The organism is Enterobacter cloacae complex sp. P42RS, assembly GCF_014930595.1.
In the GTDB taxonomy this organism is placed as follows: domain Bacteria; phylum Pseudomonadota; class Gammaproteobacteria; order Enterobacterales; family Enterobacteriaceae; genus Enterobacter; species Enterobacter bugandensis.
Map to the genome: position 1 here is coordinate 29083 of NZ_JADBRK010000021.1, position 19419 is coordinate 48501.

General features: G+C 56.1%; 17 protein-coding genes. 14 read left to right on the forward strand and 3 right to left on the reverse strand.

All coding sequences use genetic code 11. The annotated features are described in order from the left end of the window. The first annotated feature begins 2 nt into the window (after nucleotides 1-2). The 12 genes from IM314_RS19220 to IM314_RS19275 all read left to right on the forward strand — a co-directional run bounded on the left by IM314_RS19220 (nucleotide 3) and on the right by IM314_RS19275 (nucleotide 10326). A complete protein-coding gene (locus IM314_RS19220) occupies nucleotides 3-467 on the forward strand; it encodes a lytic transglycosylase domain-containing protein (protein WP_032644836.1) in 465 nt (154 codons plus the stop codon). Next, a complete protein-coding gene (locus tag IM314_RS19225) occupies nucleotides 464-1633 on the forward strand; it encodes a type II secretion system F family protein (RefSeq protein WP_045630683.1) in 1170 nt (389 codons plus the stop codon). Before IM314_RS19220 ends, IM314_RS19225 begins: the two co-directional genes overlap by 4 nt. After that, on the forward strand, nucleotides 1633-3252 hold the full coding sequence (locus IM314_RS19230) for a GspE/PulE family protein (protein ID WP_028012059.1): 1620 nt from the start codon (nucleotides 1633-1635) through the stop codon (nucleotides 3250-3252). The genes IM314_RS19225 and IM314_RS19230 overlap by 1 nt, the downstream gene beginning before the upstream one ends. Beyond that, nucleotides 3236-3952: a hypothetical protein gene (locus IM314_RS19235; RefSeq protein ID WP_126326875.1), complete on the forward strand. Its 717-nt coding sequence runs from the start codon at nucleotides 3236-3238 to the stop codon at nucleotides 3950-3952. The genes IM314_RS19230 and IM314_RS19235 overlap by 17 nt, the downstream gene beginning before the upstream one ends. Continuing rightward, entirely contained in the window at nucleotides 3930-4445 is a 516-nt protein-coding gene (locus IM314_RS19240) for a hypothetical protein (protein ID WP_045630685.1), read from the forward strand. Before IM314_RS19235 ends, IM314_RS19240 begins: the two co-directional genes overlap by 23 nt. Continuing rightward, nucleotides 4429-4947 (forward strand): hypothetical protein, encoded by a 519-nt coding sequence (locus IM314_RS19245; RefSeq protein ID WP_045630686.1) that lies wholly within the window; start codon nucleotides 4429-4431, stop codon nucleotides 4945-4947. Before IM314_RS19240 ends, IM314_RS19245 begins: the two co-directional genes overlap by 17 nt. Then, nucleotides 4944-5456, forward strand: a complete 513-nt coding sequence (locus tag IM314_RS19250; RefSeq protein WP_045630687.1) for a hypothetical protein — start codon at nucleotides 4944-4946, stop codon at nucleotides 5454-5456. The genes IM314_RS19245 and IM314_RS19250 overlap by 4 nt, the downstream gene beginning before the upstream one ends. Before the next feature lie 92 nt (nucleotides 5457-5548). Continuing rightward, nucleotides 5549-7342, forward strand: a complete 1794-nt coding sequence (locus IM314_RS19255; RefSeq protein ID WP_232927311.1) for a secretin N-terminal domain-containing protein — start codon at nucleotides 5549-5551, stop codon at nucleotides 7340-7342. Next, nucleotides 7342-7818, forward strand: a complete 477-nt coding sequence (locus tag IM314_RS19260) for a type II secretion system protein (RefSeq protein ID WP_045630689.1) — start codon at nucleotides 7342-7344, stop codon at nucleotides 7816-7818. Before IM314_RS19255 ends, IM314_RS19260 begins: the two co-directional genes overlap by 1 nt. Then, nucleotides 7805-8167, forward strand: a complete 363-nt coding sequence (locus tag IM314_RS19265) for a type II secretion system protein (protein WP_193358845.1) — start codon at nucleotides 7805-7807, stop codon at nucleotides 8165-8167. Before IM314_RS19260 ends, IM314_RS19265 begins: the two co-directional genes overlap by 14 nt. Then, entirely contained in the window at nucleotides 8154-8642 is a 489-nt protein-coding gene (locus IM314_RS19270) for a type II secretion system protein (protein ID WP_045259774.1), read from the forward strand. The genes IM314_RS19265 and IM314_RS19270 overlap by 14 nt, the downstream gene beginning before the upstream one ends. 127 nt (nucleotides 8643-8769) lie before the next feature. Beyond that, nucleotides 8770-10326 carry a hypothetical protein gene (locus IM314_RS19275; protein WP_193358844.1) on the forward strand — a complete coding sequence of 519 codons (1557 nt, stop codon included), beginning with the start codon at nucleotides 8770-8772 and terminating at the stop codon, nucleotides 10324-10326. Between the two features lie 80 nt (nucleotides 10327-10406). Here IM314_RS19275 and IM314_RS19280 read toward each other — a convergent pair whose 3' ends face one another. Further along, nucleotides 10407-11321 carry a hypothetical protein gene (locus tag IM314_RS19280; RefSeq protein WP_193358843.1) on the reverse strand — a complete coding sequence of 305 codons (915 nt, stop codon included), beginning with the start codon at nucleotides 11319-11321 and terminating at the stop codon, nucleotides 10407-10409. A gap of 270 nt (nucleotides 11322-11591) precedes the next feature. On the opposite strand from IM314_RS19280, the gene IM314_RS19285 reads away from it, so the two are divergent. Then, nucleotides 11592-11963 carry a hypothetical protein gene (locus IM314_RS19285; RefSeq protein ID WP_041911158.1) on the forward strand — a complete coding sequence of 124 codons (372 nt, stop codon included), beginning with the start codon at nucleotides 11592-11594 and terminating at the stop codon, nucleotides 11961-11963. Between the two features lie 69 nt (nucleotides 11964-12032). Beyond that, nucleotides 12033-12218: a hypothetical protein gene (locus IM314_RS19290; RefSeq protein ID WP_045630703.1), complete on the forward strand. Its 186-nt coding sequence runs from the start codon at nucleotides 12033-12035 to the stop codon at nucleotides 12216-12218. 20 nt (nucleotides 12219-12238) lie between these two features. On the opposite strand, the gene IM314_RS19295 is transcribed toward IM314_RS19290, so the two are convergent. Beyond that, nucleotides 12239-12499, reverse strand: a complete 261-nt coding sequence (locus IM314_RS19295; protein ID WP_041911160.1) for a hypothetical protein — start codon at nucleotides 12497-12499, stop codon at nucleotides 12239-12241. 98 nt (nucleotides 12500-12597) lie between these two features. Next, nucleotides 12598-19320 carry an inverse autotransporter beta domain-containing protein gene (locus tag IM314_RS19300; RefSeq protein ID WP_193358842.1) on the reverse strand — a complete coding sequence of 2241 codons (6723 nt, stop codon included), beginning with the start codon at nucleotides 19318-19320 and terminating at the stop codon, nucleotides 12598-12600. Nucleotides 19321-19419 lie beyond the last annotated feature (99 nt).

Consider the following 19419-nt stretch of genomic DNA (forward strand, 5'->3'; position numbering starts at 1 on the left):
ATATGTTGCGCCTGTCCATATATTCGCTGTTTATCTTCAGCGTATTTTCCTGCCGGGCCGATTGCTGGCAGCTGGCGGGAGAACGTTACGGCATTGAGCCAGAGCTATTACAGGCGATAGCGATAGTGGAATCCAACGGTAATACCCGGGCCATCAACAAAAATCGTGATGGCTCAATGGATGTCGGTCTGATGCAGATCAATAGCATTCACTTCGATGCGCTGCGTAAATTTCGTATTAGTCAAAAAGATCTGCTAACCGACCCTTGCCAAAGTGTCATGACCGGCGCCTGGATCCTGGCAGGTCAAATCCAGCGCTTTGGTTATACCTGGGACGCGGTGGGGGCGTATAACGCCGGAACGGCAAATACCCCCCAGCGCCGCGCGCTTCGTCAACAATACATAAAAAAAGTGGCTCCGCATTATGCCCGCCTTAAAAGGCAGAGCCATACACTGTCGCCAAAATGAAACCATATACCGTCACCATCCTCCAGGGGGGGAAACGCGTCAATCAGACCGTACTTGCCGCGTCGCCTGATGATGCCAGCGCCCGCATTATTGCCGGCGGCGGCATCGTTTTGCAGGTACAGGAACGCCCCGCCCGCAAGGAGAAACGCTTTCCACTGAATCTGTTCTTGCAGGAGCTTATCGCTCTGCTGGAAGCCGGGCTGGTCGTGGTCGAGGCCGTCGAAGCGCTGCGCGAAAGCAGCCGCGATGGTGGCACCTCGCTGGTTCTGGATACGCTGGTTAAAAAGCTCTACGAAGGAGCGCAACTCTCCCAGGCGATGATGGCGCTACCAGCACTGTTTCCGCCTCTGCTGATTAACACCGTTGCCTCTTCTGAGCAAACCGGACACTTACCCGAGGCGCTAAAGCGTTTTCAGTTTTACGAATCAAGAATGGAAATTCTGCGCAAGCGGATTAAATCAACCCTGCTCTATCCGACGATTGTCATTGCCGCCGGCGGGATAATTCTGTTCTTTCTGCTCGGCTTTATTATTCCGCGTTTTTCCGTGGTGTTTGACGGGATGAAGAACCCGTCCGCCAGCGCACAGCTTATCCTCTGGTGGGGACGCCTGACGCAAACCCATGGCTCGCTGCTGCTGGCCGGTTGCGCGGCAGCGGTCGCAGGCATCGTGATGGCGGTACGTAGCCCGCGCCTGCGCCAGCGCGCGCTCGGTTTGTTGCTGCGCATTCCCGCCTTACGCCAGCAGCATCAGCTTTCTGTGCTGGTGCGTTTTTACCGCACGCTGGGCCTGCTGTTACAGGGCGGCCTTCCCGCGCCAGATGCGTTAATGCTGAGCCGGGAGATCCTGCCCGCCACGCATCGTCAGCAGGTTGAACAGGTTATCCGCGACGTCGCCGCCGGCGAGTCGCTCTCCCGCATGCTGGAAGCGCAACGGATGACGACCCCTGTCGCCAGCCGCCTGCTGCAGGTCGGCGAACGCAGCGGCGAACTGCCTGCCATGTGCGAGCGGATCGCCGCTTTTTATGACGAATCGCTGGAACGCGCGATTGAAACCTTTAGCAAAATTTTTGAACCGATTCTGATGATGGTCGTTGGCGGCATCGTTGGACTCGTCGTGTTTTTACTGTACATGCCCATTTTTGAACTGGCAGGAGGATTGCAATAATGTCTCACTCACCGTCTGTAGAACCCCTTTTCGACCTGCCAGACGAGCAGCGCTGTCAGGCGCTGGCGGAACTGCTGGACAGTTTCCCCGGCGCGTTAGAAGAAGCCGCCGGTTCCCTGGGGCTCACGCCGCTCTCACCCACACAGCTCGCCGACAGCGAAGAGGATTTCGAAGCCGTACCGTTGACCGAATCGCTCAGCCAGCGGGCATTGCCGCTGCGCGTGAACGGTCAGCTCCACGTTGCGCTGGGCGATCCGTTTTCACTGGCGCTGCGCCAGTGGGCCTATAACGTGAATGCGCTCCCCGCGCTCGCCCCGCTCTCTCAGCTTAATGCCCGCCTTGATGAACTGGCAAAACAGCAGCGCACGCTCGACCAGCTGGAGCAGCAGCAGAGTGAAGAGAATAAAGAGGCCCGGTGGCTGGAGATCACCCCAGCAGCCATCGCCAGTGAACCCCACGCCGTCATTAAGCTGGTTAACGCCACGCTGTTTGATGCCCTGCAGAGCCGCGCCAGCGATATTCATCTTTGCGCCGTCGCGGATGGGTTGATGGTGAAGTACCGCATCGATGGCGTTCTGCACAGCATTCGCCACTGCGCCGGACTTCAGCAGGCGGAACAGGTGATCTCCCGTCTCAAGGTATTAAGCTGCATGGACATTTCCGAACGACGCACGCCTCAGGACGGGCGCTTTAAGGCGTTGATTCTCCAGCGTCCCGTCGATTTTCGCGTGTCCATCATGCCGGGCGTCTATGGCGAGGACGCCGTACTGCGCGTGCTGGATAAATCTCACGATCAAAACCTGCGCCTGGAGACGCTCGGCTTTGATGAGCACACGCTGGGCGCGATTCGCCAGTTAACCCATCTGCCCCACGGTATGGTGCTCGTCACCGGGCCAACGGGGAGCGGGAAATCCACCACTCTCTATTCAGCACTCAGCGAACTCAACAGCGGTGAATGCAAAATTATCACCATTGAAGATCCCGTGGAGTACCAGCTCAACAGCGTGCTGCAAATTCCGGTCAACGATAAAAAAGGGCTCACCTTCGCCCGCGGCCTGCGCGCCATTTTGCGTCACGACCCGGACATCATCCTGGTGGGTGAGATCCGCGACGGTGAAACCGCCGGCATTGCCGTGCAGGCGGCGCTCACCGGCCACGTGGTGCTCTCCTCGGTTCACGCCAATGACGTCTTTAGCGTACTGGAACGTTTTTTATATATGCAGGTGGAGCCCGCCAGCCTGATCACCGCCCTTAACGGCGTCGTGGCGCAACGGCTGGTGCGCCAGATTTGCCCGGACTGTATTGATGACACCACGCCCACAGATGACCTTCTCGCGGCGTGGCAATCCGGACCGCTGCAGCAGCTCACGCCCCGCTGGCGTCGAGGGCGAGGCTGCGATACCTGCCGCGACAGCGGTTTTCGCGGCAGGCTGGCGCTGGCGGAAGTGCTGCATTTCAGCGATGCGATGAAAGAGGCAATGCTGGCGCGATCGCCCCGGCGCAAGCTAAAGGAAGTGGCGCTGAATGACGGTTTTGTTCCGCTCTCGACCATCGCGCTGCGCGCCGTGGTCGAAGGCAAAACCACCTGGGAGGAGGTGAACCGTGTTATCACTCACTAACACCTGGCAGTGCGATATCTGGCCTCATGCCGTGCGGTTGCGCCGCAACAACGTGGTTCTCGCCACCCATGAACGCCGGCCAGATGAGTCTCTTGAAGCCGCGCTCGAAACGCTGCTGCGCCTGCGCCCTTCCGTCTTACCGTGGCGTGACGCGGTGGAGTTTCACCTCGATACCGACGATCTGACGTTTTTAATTCAGCCCTGGCATGACGGCGTGACCACACCGCAGGAACTGCTCCAGCTCGCCCGACAGCAGGCGGTTCTTCGCGCGAGTCCGCCCGTCGACTGGCAGGTGCGCTTCGAGACCCTTAACTGGCAGCAGTCAGCGCTGGCCGCGTGCCTGAAACAACCTTGCTGGCACCTGCTTGTCGCGCTGGCGCGTCGGGAGCGGCTGCGTTTTCGCGGTGTTGTCACGCCGTTTCAAAAGCTGTTTAGCCACTTCGCCGCCGCACTGCCGGAAAACGGCCTGTTTGTGGCGATGAGCCCCCACCATAGCCGGATTGCCAGCCGTCAGCACCACAGCTGGCGCGACGTCTGGACTCTCACCCTGCCACAGCAGGAGATGGACGCCCAGCTGCGGGTTATCGCCCGGCTAAGCGGAATGCAGGACTGTCCTGGCTACGTCATTCATACCGACGGTGAGCATCACCAGGAAGTCGCGCTACAGGAGAGTCCTCATGACGCCGCTGTTTACGCGTAGTTCCCCGTGGGCCGCACGCACACTGCTGTTAACCGGACTCCTCTGTTTACCGCTCACCGGTGCCGTGATGTATGGCCTGTTTGAGCACCAGCGCCTTGAGCTGGAGACGTCGCAGGTACAGCAGCAGCTCGCCCAACGGCAGCAGGTGCTGCGCAAGCTGCGTGAAGCGGAGCAGCGCCGGTTGCGCCAGGCTCAGCAACTGCAGGCCGTCCCGCCTGCCATCAAGCTGCTGGACAACATCGGCAGCGTACTGACGCCTGATATTGCGCTCCTGAGCATTGACGTCATTGCCAGTAAAGGCGATGCGCGGCTTACGGTGAATGCAGGCAATCTTGACGCCCTGCTCGCCTTTAGCGAGCGGCTACAGCAGTTGCCGGCGCATGTGGTGCTTGAGAACCATCGCCAGTCGGCGCAGGGCGATCCTGCCTGGCCGATTAACGCGGTACTCGACGTCAAGGTGACGACGGAGGCGCACCATGCGGCTTCAGAATAAACCTGCCGTGCTGCGCTGGCAGGCGGCGTTATTTGCCGGGCGCATCGGAACGGTTCCGCTCGTGCTCGCCGGTCTGCCCGCAGGACTGCTGCTGTTATGGCTTGGCGGCGTGCGGCCGCACACCATCCATTTGCAGGAGAACCTTGCCCGGATCCAGGCGCAGCTACAAACCGCGCTGCCGCTGGATAAACAGCAGCCGGAACTGCAAAGCCGCATCAGCCTCGGAGAATATCAGCAGGTCAGGCTCATTTTTGAGCAGTTCAGGAGCCGAGGGATGAAGGTCGACGCCAGCCGCTATCAGCTGGAAAACGACGACGGCAAAACCGCGCTACGGCTGGATATTCCGCTGCGCGGTGAATATCTGCCGCTGATGGACGCCCTGGAAACGCTAAGCCGCACTTTGCCGTTACGCATTGAGCAGCTAAGCCTGCGGCGCACCGGGCCATCGGAAAGCCAGCTCAGCGCCACCGTGCAGCTTCGCCTGTTGAAGGAGTCGCCATGAAACTGCCGCGCTATTTACAGCTGGCGCTGGTGCTGACCGCCGGTGCTGTTTTCTGGAGCCAGTTTGCCGATGACGAGATATCGCAAGCGCCGCTTGAGGCGCAGCCGGTCTCACGCCCGCGCCCCGCGCCAGCAAAGCCGGAGACGGCTCACGCAACGCGCATCGATCTCTTTTCAACGCCACATAGCAGGGCGCAAGACGCAGCAGAACAGCCGCCGGAAAACGATCGGCCTGAAGAGGCGACACCAACCGCACCGCCGCTACCGCTTCAGCTCCTCGGTGCCTGGTGGGAAAACCGTCAGAGGATCGTTGTGCTGACGGATGGCAAAGAGACCTGGCCGGTCTGCGAGCGCTGCAGGGCGGACGGCAGGATCTGGATCGGCAGTTCGCCGGTCAACAACTGGATTTTAAAAGCGGTGGCGAACGACCACCTCCTGTTTGAATGGCAGCCCACCCATAGCCAGCAGCGGCTGGAACTGGATGAGCTGCAATCGGAACCGACACATTAATCATGAAAAAAACAATTGCTCTCACTTTTTTGTTGTCATGCGCGCTACTGAGCGGCTGTGCACAACGTGCGGCGCCTCCGGTCCGGGGATCCGTGACCGCCTCGCCGCAGGTGCTGGTTAAGCGGCTTAAGGAGATAGACCAACAGCGCATCGCCAGCCCACAGGATATTGCGCTTCGCGCCGAGCAGGCTGACATCAGCAAAAAGCTGGTCAATGACTACCTGAAAAATGCCGATCTCGCGGTGCGTCAGAACAACTACACCCTGGCGACGCAAATGTGGCGCGATGCGCTTACCTATGAGCCCGGCAACCTGCGCGCCCTGCAGGGCTTACGCAAACTCGATGCCCGTAGAGCGCTGGACGCATTGTATAAGGAGGCGGTGGCTAACAGCACCCGCGACCCGGCACGCGCGCTGCACAAAATCCAGCAGGTACTGGAAGAAGATCCCAACTGGCCCCAGGCGCGCGCGCTGCGCGATCACCTGATGCGTGAGGTGTCGCGGATCAACCAGCCGGAGCAGCGTCTGAACCGGGAACTGCAAAAAACGATAGCGCTTAATTTTCGCGAGCACAGCCTGATGGCCATCTTTAACACCATCAGCCAGATGACCGGGGTCAATATCATTTTTGACAAAGATATTTCCTCCAGCACTACCGGCAGCCTGATAGCCAAACGCACCACTGCGGAAGATGCTATCAACGTGCTGCTGTTGTCGAATAACCTGCGGAAGAAGGTGCTGAACAGCAATACGTTGCTGATCTACCCCGCCACCGCGCAAAAAGAGAAGATCTATCGCGACGTGGTCGTCAAAACCATCTTCCTGGGCTACGCGAAAGCGAAAGATGTCAATGTCGCCCTGCGCAACATGGTCAAGCTGAAGGATGTGCACGTTGATGAGCGAACCAACTCTGTCACCCTGCGCGGGCCAAAAGAGAGCGTGGAAAAAGCGGAGCGCCTGTTAGTGACGCTCGACCGGCCTGAAGCGGAGGTCACGCTGGCCGTTGAGGTGCTGGAAGTAAATACCAACGATCTTGAAGCGCTTGGCGTGAAGCTGCCGCAAACCATCAGTGCGGGTTTTGCGAAAAGTAAAGAAGGTGATTTAAAGGGAAGCGGGATCCCGCTGGGCGACCTGAGCGCCAAAAATATCATGGTCGATATCGACAATATGACCATTGACATGAAAAAGGTGTTAAGCAACGCCAGAGTGCTGGCCAACCCGCGGATCCGGGTAAAAAACAATAAAAAAGCGCTGGTTGATATTGGTCAAACGATCCCGGTACTGACCACAACCGTCAATGACGGGATTTCGCAACAGAAAGTGGATTATCAGGACGTCGGCCTGAAGCTGGAAGTCACCCCGGAAGTCAGTATGGATGACAATATCTCAATGGAGGTGAAGTTCACGCTCAGTGCCCTGGGCGCCGAAGAACCCGGTGAGAACGGAGCAAAGTATTACCGCACCACGAAACGCGAAGCCAATACCACGCTCAGCAGTATGAACGGCGAGACCCAGATGCTGGCAGGGCTGATCAAGCAGGATGAAACCACGACCCAAAAAGGAACGCCGTTATTAAGTGACATCCCGGGGCTGGGCCGCCTGTTTAGCAGCAATTCCGACAACAAAGAGCGCACGGAGGTGGTGCTGTTAATTACGCCGACCATTGAGCGCAACCTCGATTTACCGGGAAGCCACGTCAGTACCATTGAGATGGGCAGCGACGATTTAACGGGCGACAGCATTCAACTGCGCGACCTGCAGCACGACGAGCCGGGGAGCGGGTTTACCGCACCGGCGCTAGCGCCGCCGGCCCATTTCCCTGACCGGGCGGCCACGCTGCCGCCACCGATCCTCGATGAGTCAGAGACGGAAAACGGAGCATCGTAATGCAGCGCCAGCGCGGTTTTACCTTGATTGAAATGATCGTCACGCTGACGCTACTCGCCACGCTTGCCGCTGCCGCTGCGCCGCTGATGCGTAACTACCATCAGCGGCAGCAGGAGACGCAGCTACGTGAGTCGCTGCGCACGCTACGCGATGCCATTGACCGTTATCACCAGGCAAGCGTGGACGGCATCATTGAGAAAAAAACCAGCGAATCGGGATATCCGCCGACACTAAAAAGCCTGGTGGAAGGCGTCCGGGATAAGACATCGCCCACTGGCGCGATGATCTACTTCCTGCGCCATATACCGCGCGATCCGATGTGCGATTGCGAGGGAAAAAATGATGAAGAGACCTGGCGGTTACGCGCATCCACGCAGCCACCCGGCGATTTCAGCGGCGGCGGGAAAGACGTGTTTGATGTCAGTAGTACCAGTACGGCCAGCGGTCTGAATGGAGTGCCCTATGCGCAATGGTGAAAAAGGTTTTACGCTCATCGAGCTGCTGGTGGTGATGGCGATCATCGCGACATTGATGACCCTGGTCGCTCCACGTTTTTTCCAGCACGCGGACAGAGCCAAAGAGGTGGTGCGCGAGCATAATCTGCATGCGCTGCGCAGCGCGATCGATCACTACCGCCGCGATCGCCTGGCGGGGCCATACAGCCTGGAGGATCTGATCGAGGCCGGTTATCTGCGCCAGATGCCGCTGGATCCCATCACCAACCGCCGCGATATCTGGGAGGCGAAGAAGGATGACGAAGGGCAAATTATTGACGTCGAGACGCCACCTAAACCCGGGCAGGATCATCGCGATGCGTTCGATTAAACAACAGGGAGGTTTTACCTATCTGCTGCTGCTGATTGCGCTCTCCACGCTGGCGTTGTCGCTGCTGAAAAGCCGCGATGAGGTGCAGATGCGTTATCAGGCGCAACAGGAGGCTGAGCTTTTATTTCGCGGCGATCAAATCCGCGCGGCGATACAGGCCTACCGCGGCAACGGTGATGGCTGTTTTCCCGTGCGTTTCGAACAGCTGCTTATTGATAAACGCGGGCGAAAACCGCTTTATCACCTGCGCCAGCACTACGCCGACCCGCTAACCGGGAGTAAAAACTGGGGGATGATCCTCGATCCTCAGGGGCGCTGGATTGGCGTGCGCAGTCTCGGAAAAGGTACGCCACGGAAAAAAGTCGGCTTTCGTCACGATCCAAAACAGTTTGCCAAAGCGAAAACGTATTACGACTGGAAATTTCAGGTAGAGAGCGATCCGCAGGCCCCGCTGCCTGCGGCTTGTGGTCGCTAATGGAATATTAAGGTATTAGCCGCAATATCATAAAAATATGTCTTTTTCTTACCAGCGGGGCCATGGCGGGCATGTTATTGATCGCCACTCTGGAAGTGCAGAAATACACAAACTGGAGAGTGCGTATATGCAAAAAAAAAGACTGGCTTATTTTTTCATCTCGCTGGCTGCTGTGTCTCAAAACATAAGCCCTGTATTTGCTGGTGAGCTGGCAATTAAGGCAAAAAATCACGTAACGGCTATTCCACTGGAGGAAGTTGATCATTATCTGAATCAAAATAAAACGCAGGAGACGATTGTTATAGAAGATGCGGCGCTGCTTGATGTTCATATCTCGTATGCTAACCTGCCCGCCGAGGCGATAGTGGAAATTGCGGGTAAAAATAACAACGAAGTTTACCGCTATGCGGCTGAGAAAATCCTGAGCGGCTCGGATGATCACCATGTCAGTTTCGATGCATTATCCATCTTTGGTGATAGCGTAACGGTACGCTTGTTATCTGCCGATGGCTCTGCACTTCCCTCTTCCCGACAGGCCGAAATTGCCTTCCAGGTCAGGGGCGAGGCAAAGCTTCAGGATGTGTCATTGTTTAATATCATCCCGGGTGACAAAAACCCGCCCCCGCACTCCTGCTTTAAAGAGTCACCTTTTATCTATAACTATACAAAACCCGTCGCGGTGATCCGCGATACCTATGACCGGGAAAAACCGCATTACAATACCGGATGGCGCATCGGCGAAAAAGGGGTTGATGGCGATCTGCTGGTATTAAGCAGTTTCCCTTTAAAAGAAGATAAAAAGGTAAGAACCACAGAGGTCTGGTTTGTTCAGGAGGTTGAGGTTAATCCGAACGATTGCACCAGTTATCAGATAAAGAAAACGGCCAAAGTGAAAGCCTTTGGCAAGTCATCCAGCAGAGACGGTAAATATCGCTTATTGTCGTTAGATTTTGCGGGCGATAAAGCGCAAGAAGATTTCGTCAAATCACTGGGTTATTTAGGGATTGATCCAAGAGATGAGACGAAGGCTAACGACATTGCCACTCAAAAAACCGAATTTTATCTGCCGCAGGCGCAGTTTAAAAAAGATAATGCGCGTTTGTATGCTGCAGTGAATAAGTCAGATGGCACCCACTGTGCTATTGAGCTATATGACCGCGAAGCGGGTCAATTCCGGCATCGTTGTAGCACATACAACAACGATATGAGTAATAAAAACAACCCCATGAAGCCGGGCGTAGGTGCGCCGCTGATCGATAACGACACGCAGCGCGTTCTGGCGCTCAGTACCAGCGGTGAGCTGGTGAATGGTTATAATCAGGCAATGCCGATTGCCCGGATCTGGCCGAAAATTAAAGAATTCTTTCCTGATGGCGCGATCCCCGATACGTCTTTTATCGTTAACGATCGGGTGGCTGCCGCCCAGAAATCATTGAAAGGCTATGCGAGCGTTAATGTGGCACAGGTCATTCCAGAGCCGGGCTCCACGCCCGATGTTTCCCAGTTTGCCTGCAAATGGTGGCTGCCTGCAGGGGTTAAAGCATCCGAACCCAATCCTGACAGCAGTACAATGTTACTTTATGAAAAAACAGGTACCGTTGCCGACCCGCTTATTGCCTGGTGTGATATCAAAGGTGGAGAGCAAAAATATCGGCCACAATGGGTGATGACCGCTATTCCCTAAAACTCTGGCGCGTCAGGCAACATGCTCCTTGAGATGTTGCCTGACGGCTTGTTAGCTTTTCGCTAATGTATTGCCGATTTTTACTGCGCGATGGGAATGGTCCCTTTGATAACCACTAATGTGATTGTCGCCTTTGCGTCCCCTGCTTTCAGCGGGATTTTATATTCATCCGGCTGGGTAAAGAGCGCCATGTATTTGTCATCTGGCATATCTATGATGACGTCATCGTCTGCGGCGGTGGCTTCGATCCGTTGCAGCAGCTCTGCTTTGGTCAGAGGTTTGTTCCATCCGGCAACAATACGATCGTTTTTAATGTGAATCTCATTACTCTCAAGGACGCAGAGCGCATTTTGCTCACCGCCCTGAAGGCGATAAAGTCGGTTTTCCGTTAAGGTGTCAAGAAACGGGCAGACGACCTCTTTTTGCGAACCCGACTCTGCCAGCGTGTAGCTAAACTTCACTTTCAGGTTATCCCCATGGCGAACGCCCTGTTTTTTCCAGTCGCCACTGTCCCCGGTGAACATGCGGATCCCGTTGGGGATGATCGCGCCGGCGGCAGCAAAAAAATCATTCCCGTTAACGGAAAAATAGGGCCGAAGCGTTAAAGATGAATCATTAATAATGGTGATCACCGGAGAGTTAATGGAACGGTAACTCTTTTTCTTATAACGACAGTTTTTCCCGTTTGCCTGTAAGTTGACGCCGTTGTCTTTACTGACAATCATGGCATAGTTGCAGTTAAGGCCGTTTTCAATAGATTCGTTCAGCACCGCACCATTATCGACAATGATATTCATCACGCCGTTATCTTCGTTACCAAACCAGACATGAGGAATAAAATCGCTATCGTAACCCTCTTCATAAATAGCATTCTGAACCCTGATTTTCAGATGGTCAGGGTTTTCAATATTAATCATACGCGCATAATCACTGGCACATACTGATGCCGTTGAAAAAGCGCTAAGTATGGCTAATGCTACGACGGTCTTTGTCATGAAAATGTCCTCTTTGAGAAAAATAAAAACAACAAGTTTACGCAACAGTGACCATATCTTAAAGCGTCAGGCCGTAAAACATACCGCCAGATAAAATCATCGTTTATTTATTTTTAACTCATAGATACAGAGTAGATTCTTATTAATCAGAAGACCAGCTCCGTCTTATTTTATTCTGAGGAATGAATATAATGCCTTGCCACTATTCAGGCTGGAATAGTAGGCTTAATAGCCATCTCATATATTTTACCCTGATGAGCGAGACATAAGATGGAACCATCAATTAAACAGACTCATGAAAAAATTCGGGTTTGCGTGCGAACAAACTCTTTTTTATTCGAAAAAGGGCTTGAAGAAATAGCGCGATTTTATTTTATCGCCAGAGATAAAATACTGTGCATTATCGATGCTGACACGTTTGGCACGAAGACGCATCTGGTGAAGTATCTGGAGTTCATCAGAAGAATTAAACCCGACATGCTTGTTTTGATCACGGGTCATCACACCCGAAGCGAGCAGCACGCATGGTATGTAAAAGCAAATGAATCCCTGTCGGGCTGGTGCGAAACCATTGATGCCATGAACTTTATGCGACCCAATCTCGACAGCGTTATCGATTTTTACAGAAGGCAACATGACTGAAAATCTTTTGCAAACGGAGGACTAGACGTGAAGTTAAGTTTTTGTATCAGGACGAATGTTTTGGCGAAAATGGCCGATGTCACCGAGGCTGAATTAGTGTATGCGCTCATGACGACGGGTGAGCTGTTCGGGGTGAAAATACCGGCACCGTTACCGGGCAGGCATAATGCCAAAACGCGTAGCTTTGATTACAAAGAAGCACTGGATTTTGCTGAAGAAGTGAAAATCGCCCGAGACAGTAAAAGGCAGATCTGAAAACGTAATAAGTCCATCCCTTAATCAAGTGATATCTCAATCCATTCCTTATATTTACAGCAGCACTGCCCGGATGACTTAGCGTTTTCCTTCAACATTGATAGCGCAATACATATGACTTCAGCGTACAAGCAATCATTAATACTCCGGGCATACTCAAGTTTTTTACCAAGATAATAACTAAGCGAAACATGATCAATATTAATCCCCTGCAAGGATAATTGCGTGGCGGCATCGCCAATGAGTATTGATGCTTGCTTTTCAGGATAGACATTATTCATGAATTTTAGCCCTGCACTTTGTAAAATATTCGACAGGTAGAGTTCAGGGGGCTTATGCCCCCTTGTTTACAAAAACACCTCAGAATGAATTAACGTGTTTACCAATCACAGCTACTTAAGCCCGTATTTTTAAACGTTTTTGATTCCGTCTTTCCTCTGATACCGTCCTTATTAACTGGCGTCACATAAAGCGTGACTTCCCCCCAATAGCCTAAAGTAACGCTTTTTATGTTGGAAACGACGGTGCTTCCCCACTTCCACTGAAATATCGTGTTGCCTTCAGATGCACCGCCATTAGCGTTGTAGGTGTAGGTTGCCGTTATTCTGTTACAGGCTCCGGTACTGCCACTGTAACCCAGGTTTGTAACGAAAGGCGCAGGCTTAGATCTTATGGTAACAGCACCACTAAAGGCCTCAGTGCCAGATAACGGCTGCCCTGAACCTTTAGGCGTCACGGCCACCCGCACGTCATAACCCGCATAGCTGTCCGGCAGCGTGAACGTTTTTGCCGTGCCGCCTGCGACATTCCTCCACGTCTGGCCATCCTTCCACTGCCACTGGAAGCTGGAGACGTCCGTACCGGCCCCGTTTGCCGTGAAGGTATATTCCGCCCTCAGGGTCTGCCCCACCTCCGGCGTGCCGGAGATCCTTAGCCCCGTCACAGACGGCATACCATACACCGCTACCGCCGGGCTGTTCTGTACCGTACCGGTCAGCGACGGCTGGCTGCTGCCCTTCGGCGTTACCATTACCCGCACGTTGTAACCCGCATAGCTGTCCGGCAGCGTAAACGTGCTTGCCGTGCCGCCTGCGGCATTCTTCCATGTTGCACCATCCTGCCATTGCCACTGGAAGCTGGAGGCGTCCGTACCGGCCCCGTTTGCCGTGAAGGTGTATTCCGCCCTCAGGGTCTGCCCCACCTTCGGCGTGCCGGAGATCCTCAGGCCCGTTACCGACGGCGCGTCATAGGCTGCCATCGTCGGACTATCCTGTACCACACCGGTCAGCGACGGCTGGCTGCTGCCTTTCGGCGTTACCACCACCCGCACGCTGTAGCCCGCATAGCTGTCCGGCAGCGTAAACGTTCTTGCCGTGCCGCCTGCAGCATTCTTCCATGTTGCACCATCCTGCCATTGCCACTGGAAGCTGGAGGCGTCCGTCCCGGACCCGTTTGCCGTGAAGGTGTATTCCGCACTCAGGGTCTGCCCCACCTTCGGCGTGCCGGAGATATGCAGATTGGTTATTGACGGCGCACCATAGGCATCCACCGCCGGGCTGTGCTGTGTATCGCCCTGCAGCTGAGGCTGGCTGCTGCCCTCCGGAATTACCGTCACTTTAATGCTGTAACCCGCATCCTCGGCCCGGAGGGTGTATTCCCGACCCGTGGCCCCCTCGATCGGCATCCAACTGGTTCTCTCATATCTCCCCCAGATAAAGGTGGATTTATCCGTACCGCTTCCATTTGACGTGAAGGTGTATTCTGCCCTCAGCGTCTGCCCTACCTTCGGCGTGCCGGAGATGTGCAGATTGGTTACCGACGGCGCCCCATAAGCGTCTACTGACGGGCTGCTCTGTACCGCTCCGGCCAGTGCTGGCTGGCTGCTGCCCGTCGGCGTCACCACCGCCTTAATGCTGTAACCCGCGTCTCCCGCCTGAAGAGTGTATTCCCGGCCGTTGGCCCCCTCGATCGGCATCCAGCTGGTTTTCTCATATCTCGCCCAGATATAGGTTGAAGCATCCGCACCGCTTCCGTTCGCCTTGAAGGTGTATTCCGCCCTCAGGGTCTGCCCTACCTTCGGCGTGCCGGAAATCTTCAGGCCCGACACCGCCGGCGCACCATATACCTCGACCGCTGAACTTTCCTGCGCCACTCCGGCCAGAGCCGGGTGACTGCTGCCCTTCGGCGTCACCACCACCCGCACGCTGTAGCCCGCATAGCTGTCCGACAACGTGAACGTGCGTGCCGTATTGCCAGCGGCGGCTGCATTCTTCCAGGTCTCACCGTCCTTCCACTGCCACTGGTAGGTGGACGCATCCGCACCGCTCCCGTTTGCCGTTAAGGTGTATTCCGCATTCAGGGTCTGCCCCACCCTCGGCGTGCCGGAGATGTGAAGATTGGTTACCGACGGCGCCCCATAAGCGTCTACCGACGGGCTGCTCTGTACCGCTCCGGCCAGTGCTGGCTGGCTGCTGCCCGTCGGCGTCACCACCGCCTTAATGCTGTAACCCGCGTCTCCCGCCTGAAGGGTGTATTCCCGGCCGTTGGCCCCCTCGATCGGCATCCAGCTGGTTTTCTCATATCTCGCCCAGATATAGGTTGAGGCATCGGCACCGCTTCCGTTCGCCGTGAAGGTATATTCCGCCCTCAGGGTCTGCCCCACCTCCGGCGTGCCGGAAATGTGCAGATCTGTCACCGATGGCGCACCGTAAACATCTAATGCCGGGCTGTGCTGCACCGCCCCGACCAGCGACGGCTGACTGCTGCCCTCCGGTACTATCGTTACTTTAATGCTGTAACCCGCGTCTCCCGCCTGGAGGGTGTATTCCCGGCCGTTGGCCCCCTCGATCGGCATCCAGCTGGTTTTCTCATACCTCGCCCAGATATAGGTTGAAGCATCCGCACCGGTTCCGTTCGCCTTGAAGGTGTATTCCGCCCTCAGGGTCTGTCCCACCTCCGGCGTGCCGGATGTACGCACGTCCTCCACCGCTGGCGTGCCGTAAGCCGTCACCGCCTGGCTCTCCTGAAGCGTTCCGGTCAGCGACGGGTGACTGCTGCCCTTCGGCGTTACCACCACCCGCACGCTGTAGCCCGCATAGCTGTCCGGCAGCGTGAACGTTCTTGCCGTATTGCCAGCGGCTGCCGCATTCTTCCATGTCTCTCCGTCCTTCCACTGCCACTGGTAGGTGGACGTATCCGCACCGCTCCCGTTTGCCGAGAAGGTGTATTCCGCACTCAGGGTCTGCCCCACCTTCGGCGTGCCGGAGATATGCAGGTCTGTCACCAACGGCGCGCCGTAAATCTCCACGCCGGATTCGCCTTTTTTGCCATTGACCGTGGCGCTCACCGTGATGGTTCCACCGGTATTTTTCGTGGTGACGGTCATTATCCCCACGCCTCCGGTTCCGGTGATGGTGCTGGTCTCCCCCTGGGCCACCAGCTCCGGTTTGTCGATATCCCAGACAATCGCCTCGCCCACTACCGCACGGCCAAAGCGGTCCTTCACCGTGGCGGTGTAGGTAATGGTGTTCAGCCCGTTAGCTTCCACGCTGGCCGCACTGGCAGTGACCGTCACGGCTGACGCTTTCCCGGTGACCGGCTCCGTTTTTGACGACGCCTTATAGCCCTCATTTTTGGCCGCGTTGGTAGCGGTTACCGCGACAAACAGCGTTGCCCCTGTGTCCTGCTCTGTCAGGTGATAACTGTCCGACGTGGCGCCGTCGATCGCGCCACCGTCACGGTGCCACTGGTAGCTCAGCTTCACCTCACCGCCGCCGTTCTGTTCCACGTCCACCTTCTCAACGCTTACCGTGTCACCCACCTTCAGTCCGGCGGTTTGGTTCAGCGTGATGCTTTTGATCGTCGGAATCCCCTGCAGCGCCACGCCGGACTCGCCCTTCTTGCCGTTGACCGTGGCGCTCACCGTGATGTTTCCGCCGGTATTTTTCGCGGTGACGATCATCGTTCCCGTGCCTTCTGTACCGGTGACGGCGCTGGCCTCTCCCCGGCTCACCAGCTCCGGCTTGTCGATGTCCCAGACAATCGCCTCGCCCACCACCGCACGGCCGAAGCGATCCTTCGCCGTGGCGGTATAGGTAATGGTGTTGAGCCCGTTCGCATCCACGCTGTCCGCGCTGGCGGTTACCGTAACATCTGACGCCTTCCCGACCACCGGCTCCGTTTTCAACGACGCCTTATCGCCTTCATTTTTAGCATCGTTGGTCGCGGTCACCACCACAAAGAGAGTCGCCCCCGTATCCTGCTCCGTCAGGTGATAACTGTCTGACGTGGCGGCATCGATCGCGCCACCGTCACGGTGCCACTGGTAGCTCAGCGTCACCTCGCCGCCGCCGTTCTGCTCCACGTCCACCTTTTCCACGCTTACCGTATCGCCCACCTTCAGCCCGGCGGTTTTGTTCAGCGTGATGCTGCGGATAATCGGGTAACCATTGAGCGTCAGTTGCGTCGCTTGTTTTTTGCCGCCAATATCGACCTCTATTTGCGCATTGCCTCCCGCGGATGCGGTCGTAAACGTGGCCGTCGCTTTGCCTTCTGCATCGGTTTTTTCGATCGCGTTGCTCAGCGCGCCAAACTGCTGCGTGATTAACGACCACGTTACGGGTGCGTCCGGTACGCTATTGTTGTGCTCATCCAGCGCGATGGCGGTCAGCGTCGAAGTGCTGCTCCCATTGGCATTCAGCGTATCAGGGGTACCTTTAAGCTCAACATGATTCACCTTCCCGACAGTCACATTGACGATCTTCTGCTCATCACCGGCGGAGACTTTCACCTGAGATGGCGCTTTTTCAGGTACTACGACGGTTGCACTGACAATACCGTGCTCATCGCTGTCTCCGGTAGGCGCTTCCCGGAACTGACTCCCTTCTATCCGCCAGGTGATGGCCTGCTTACGGCTGATAACCGCGTTATCAAACCGGTCATACAGCTGCGCGCTAACGGCTTTATCCTCACTGCCTGCGACCACGTTTTCCGGGACGTCCAGCACCACTTTTGCCACCGGCCCTGGCTCAAGGCTTACGGGCGCTGACGGGCTACTCACGGTATCTACCGTGGCGTTTACCACCCACTTCTCTGCTGCTTTTTGCGGCGCGATAAGTGCGATGGATGCCCTTCCCTCGCTATCCGTTTTGCCGCTCAGGGTTTCACCGTTACTGCTCCACGTGACGTTCTTCTCAACTGTCAGAGGCTTACCATCCTGATCGGTAACTTCAATAGTGAACGTCTTTTCCGTGGCAACTTCTGCGCGCTCGGGAGAGGCCACGAAGCGGATGGCAAGCGGGTGGGCAAAATCGACCACCAGCGCCATCTTCTCCTGCTGAACATTGTTATCACTGGCGGTGCTCTGGGTCTGGATCCCGCCTGGCGGGATCAGCGAGGCCGTGATTTCATCTTCACCATCCGCCATGATGTTTTCTATTTTTACCAGCGCCTGACCGTGCTCATCGGTACGTACGCTGTTTTGCGACAACGAGCCAAGCGAGTTCCTGCTCTGCCAGTACACCATCTGATCGGTCAGAGGGGAGCCCTGACCGTCTTTCACCTCGGCTAACACCAGCAACGCACCGTGACTCTCTTCGAAGAACTTCACGCTGCCGTCACGGCGGATCTCACCGGGTGAAAGCAGATGATCGATACGCAGGGTGGTTATCGTTGCGCTCCCGGTAATTTTTGCCGTTCCGCTCTCCCCTGGTATCCCTTTTTTGTTGAACGGTGTGACTTCAAAGACCACGCTTCGGGCCATATCACGCGTTTGCACCTCATACGTAGCACTCCCTTCCTTGAGCAGTTCGCCTGAATCTGCGTCATACCAACGCATCCGGGTTTGCTCGGGATCTTCATCCTCCCCTTCATTGCTTTTATAGAGATAACTCCCCTCCAGGATCTGGCCCGGGGACATGTCCCCCTTAATGGCAACGCCCTCGACGGAAGGGGCAAAATCGCCCGGCGTCACGGTCAGGTGATAGCTGGCGGAACTTAATACGTGCTCCGGATCGACAGGTGACGTTTCCGTCGCTGTGATGGTGACATCGCCCCGATGCGTTGGGTTCACCAGACCGCTGCCCGGCTCCACGGTCGCGATCGCCGTGCTGGAGGAGGTGTAGCGAATGACGCCCCCCTGCCCACCTTTCACCGCGTGCAGCAAAGGCACGCCAGCCTGCGTGGTTTTTTCCGTCGGGCTGAAATAGAGACGTCTGTCTTTTTCTTCCTGCTTATAGGCGAGAACGATGTTGTTATTACGGGTAACGAACTCCGTGCGGGACTGCATGAGTGAGGGCAAAGCCGCCGCATTTTCACTTGCCAGCATCTCGGAAAGTTTTCGGCCAAACTCCCAGTGGAAATTCAGCCCCACAGAGAAGTTATCCCGCTGCCCGCTAATCATGCTCTGCTCCGCGCTGACCCCTACCAGCGGCACAGGTTGCCACTTAAGCCCGAGGTTAAGCCCGTGAGGATTGTGGCTGGCCTCGCTGCGGCTGCCGTTAACGTCCACTTTATCGCCATACCACTGGAACCAGCCCAATTTAAGCGCGACGTGCTGTGAAAGGGCCGTCACCAGATTGAGATCCCAGCCGCGGGCGGCACGTTCATACAGTTCATAGCGGTCGGGATCGTCATTAAACATGCTGTCGTCAGAATGACGCCAGCCGCTCAGGGGCAGGTAGTAGTTCGCGGACGCACGAATCCCATCGCTCCACAGCTCGGCGCCTGCCCCCATTCTGTTATGGTGGCGCGTGACATCCTGATCGAAGAAGAGGTTTCCACCCGCCATCAGATGCGGGTTAAAGGTATGCCGCCAGCCCAGGCCAACGTTAAGGATATCGCGCTCGTTCCAGCGGTGTGCGCTCATCTGAGTGAACAGAATGTCGTGTTGCCAGATTTTAACCGGCCACAGATAGTCCAGCCCGAAATCACGGCTATCGCTCCCGCCAATACCGACATCTGCCGTAACGCGAGCTTTCCCGCCGATATTGTTTAACCACGCTTCCACTTCCTGGGTTAACGCGGCATTCACCTCGCTATTTGCCGCACCGCGCAGGGCATCACCCGCGCCGTTTTGTTGGGCGCGTCCCCACATGCCGGCCATTTTATCCCGCAGGGGCTGATTGCTTTCGCTTTCAATGGTTGCGTGAGTTTCAGTTTGCGCCCGCGCGACGGGGGGAACAGTGAGCAAAAAGATGGAAAA

What these genes read in the sequence shown, in the direction of transcription:
- IM314_RS19220 (WP_032644836.1), top strand. Translation starts at nt 3, where the DNA reads ATGTTGCGCCTGTCCATATATTCGCTGTTTATCTTCAGCGTATTTTCC.
- IM314_RS19225 (WP_045630683.1), top strand. Translation starts at nt 464, where the DNA reads ATGAAACCATATACCGTCACCATCCTCCAGGGGGGGAAACGCGTCAAT.
- IM314_RS19230 (WP_028012059.1), top strand. Translation starts at nt 1,633, where the DNA reads ATGTCTCACTCACCGTCTGTAGAACCCCTTTTCGACCTGCCAGACGAG.
- IM314_RS19240 (WP_045630685.1), top strand. Translation starts at nt 3,930, where the DNA reads ATGACGCCGCTGTTTACGCGTAGTTCCCCGTGGGCCGCACGCACACTG.
- IM314_RS19245 (WP_045630686.1), top strand. Translation starts at nt 4,429, where the DNA reads ATGCGGCTTCAGAATAAACCTGCCGTGCTGCGCTGGCAGGCGGCGTTA.
- IM314_RS19250 (WP_045630687.1), top strand. Translation starts at nt 4,944, where the DNA reads ATGAAACTGCCGCGCTATTTACAGCTGGCGCTGGTGCTGACCGCCGGT.
- IM314_RS19260 (WP_045630689.1), top strand. Translation starts at nt 7,342, where the DNA reads ATGCAGCGCCAGCGCGGTTTTACCTTGATTGAAATGATCGTCACGCTG.
- IM314_RS19265 (WP_193358845.1), top strand. Translation starts at nt 7,805, where the DNA reads ATGCGCAATGGTGAAAAAGGTTTTACGCTCATCGAGCTGCTGGTGGTG.
- IM314_RS19270 (WP_045259774.1), top strand. Translation starts at nt 8,154, where the DNA reads ATGCGTTCGATTAAACAACAGGGAGGTTTTACCTATCTGCTGCTGCTG.
- IM314_RS19275 (WP_193358844.1), top strand. Translation starts at nt 8,770, where the DNA reads ATGCAAAAAAAAAGACTGGCTTATTTTTTCATCTCGCTGGCTGCTGTG.
- IM314_RS19280 (WP_193358843.1), bottom strand. Translation starts at nt 11,321, where the DNA reads ATGACAAAGACCGTCGTAGCATTAGCCATACTTAGCGCTTTTTCAACG.
- IM314_RS19285 (WP_041911158.1), top strand. Translation starts at nt 11,592, where the DNA reads ATGGAACCATCAATTAAACAGACTCATGAAAAAATTCGGGTTTGCGTG.
- IM314_RS19290 (WP_045630703.1), top strand. Translation starts at nt 12,033, where the DNA reads ATGGCCGATGTCACCGAGGCTGAATTAGTGTATGCGCTCATGACGACG.
- IM314_RS19295 (WP_041911160.1), bottom strand. Translation starts at nt 12,499, where the DNA reads ATGAATAATGTCTATCCTGAAAAGCAAGCATCAATACTCATTGGCGAT.
- IM314_RS19300 (WP_193358842.1), bottom strand. Translation starts at nt 19,320, where the DNA reads ATGGCCGGCATGTGGGGACGCGCCCAACAAAACGGCGCGGGTGATGCC.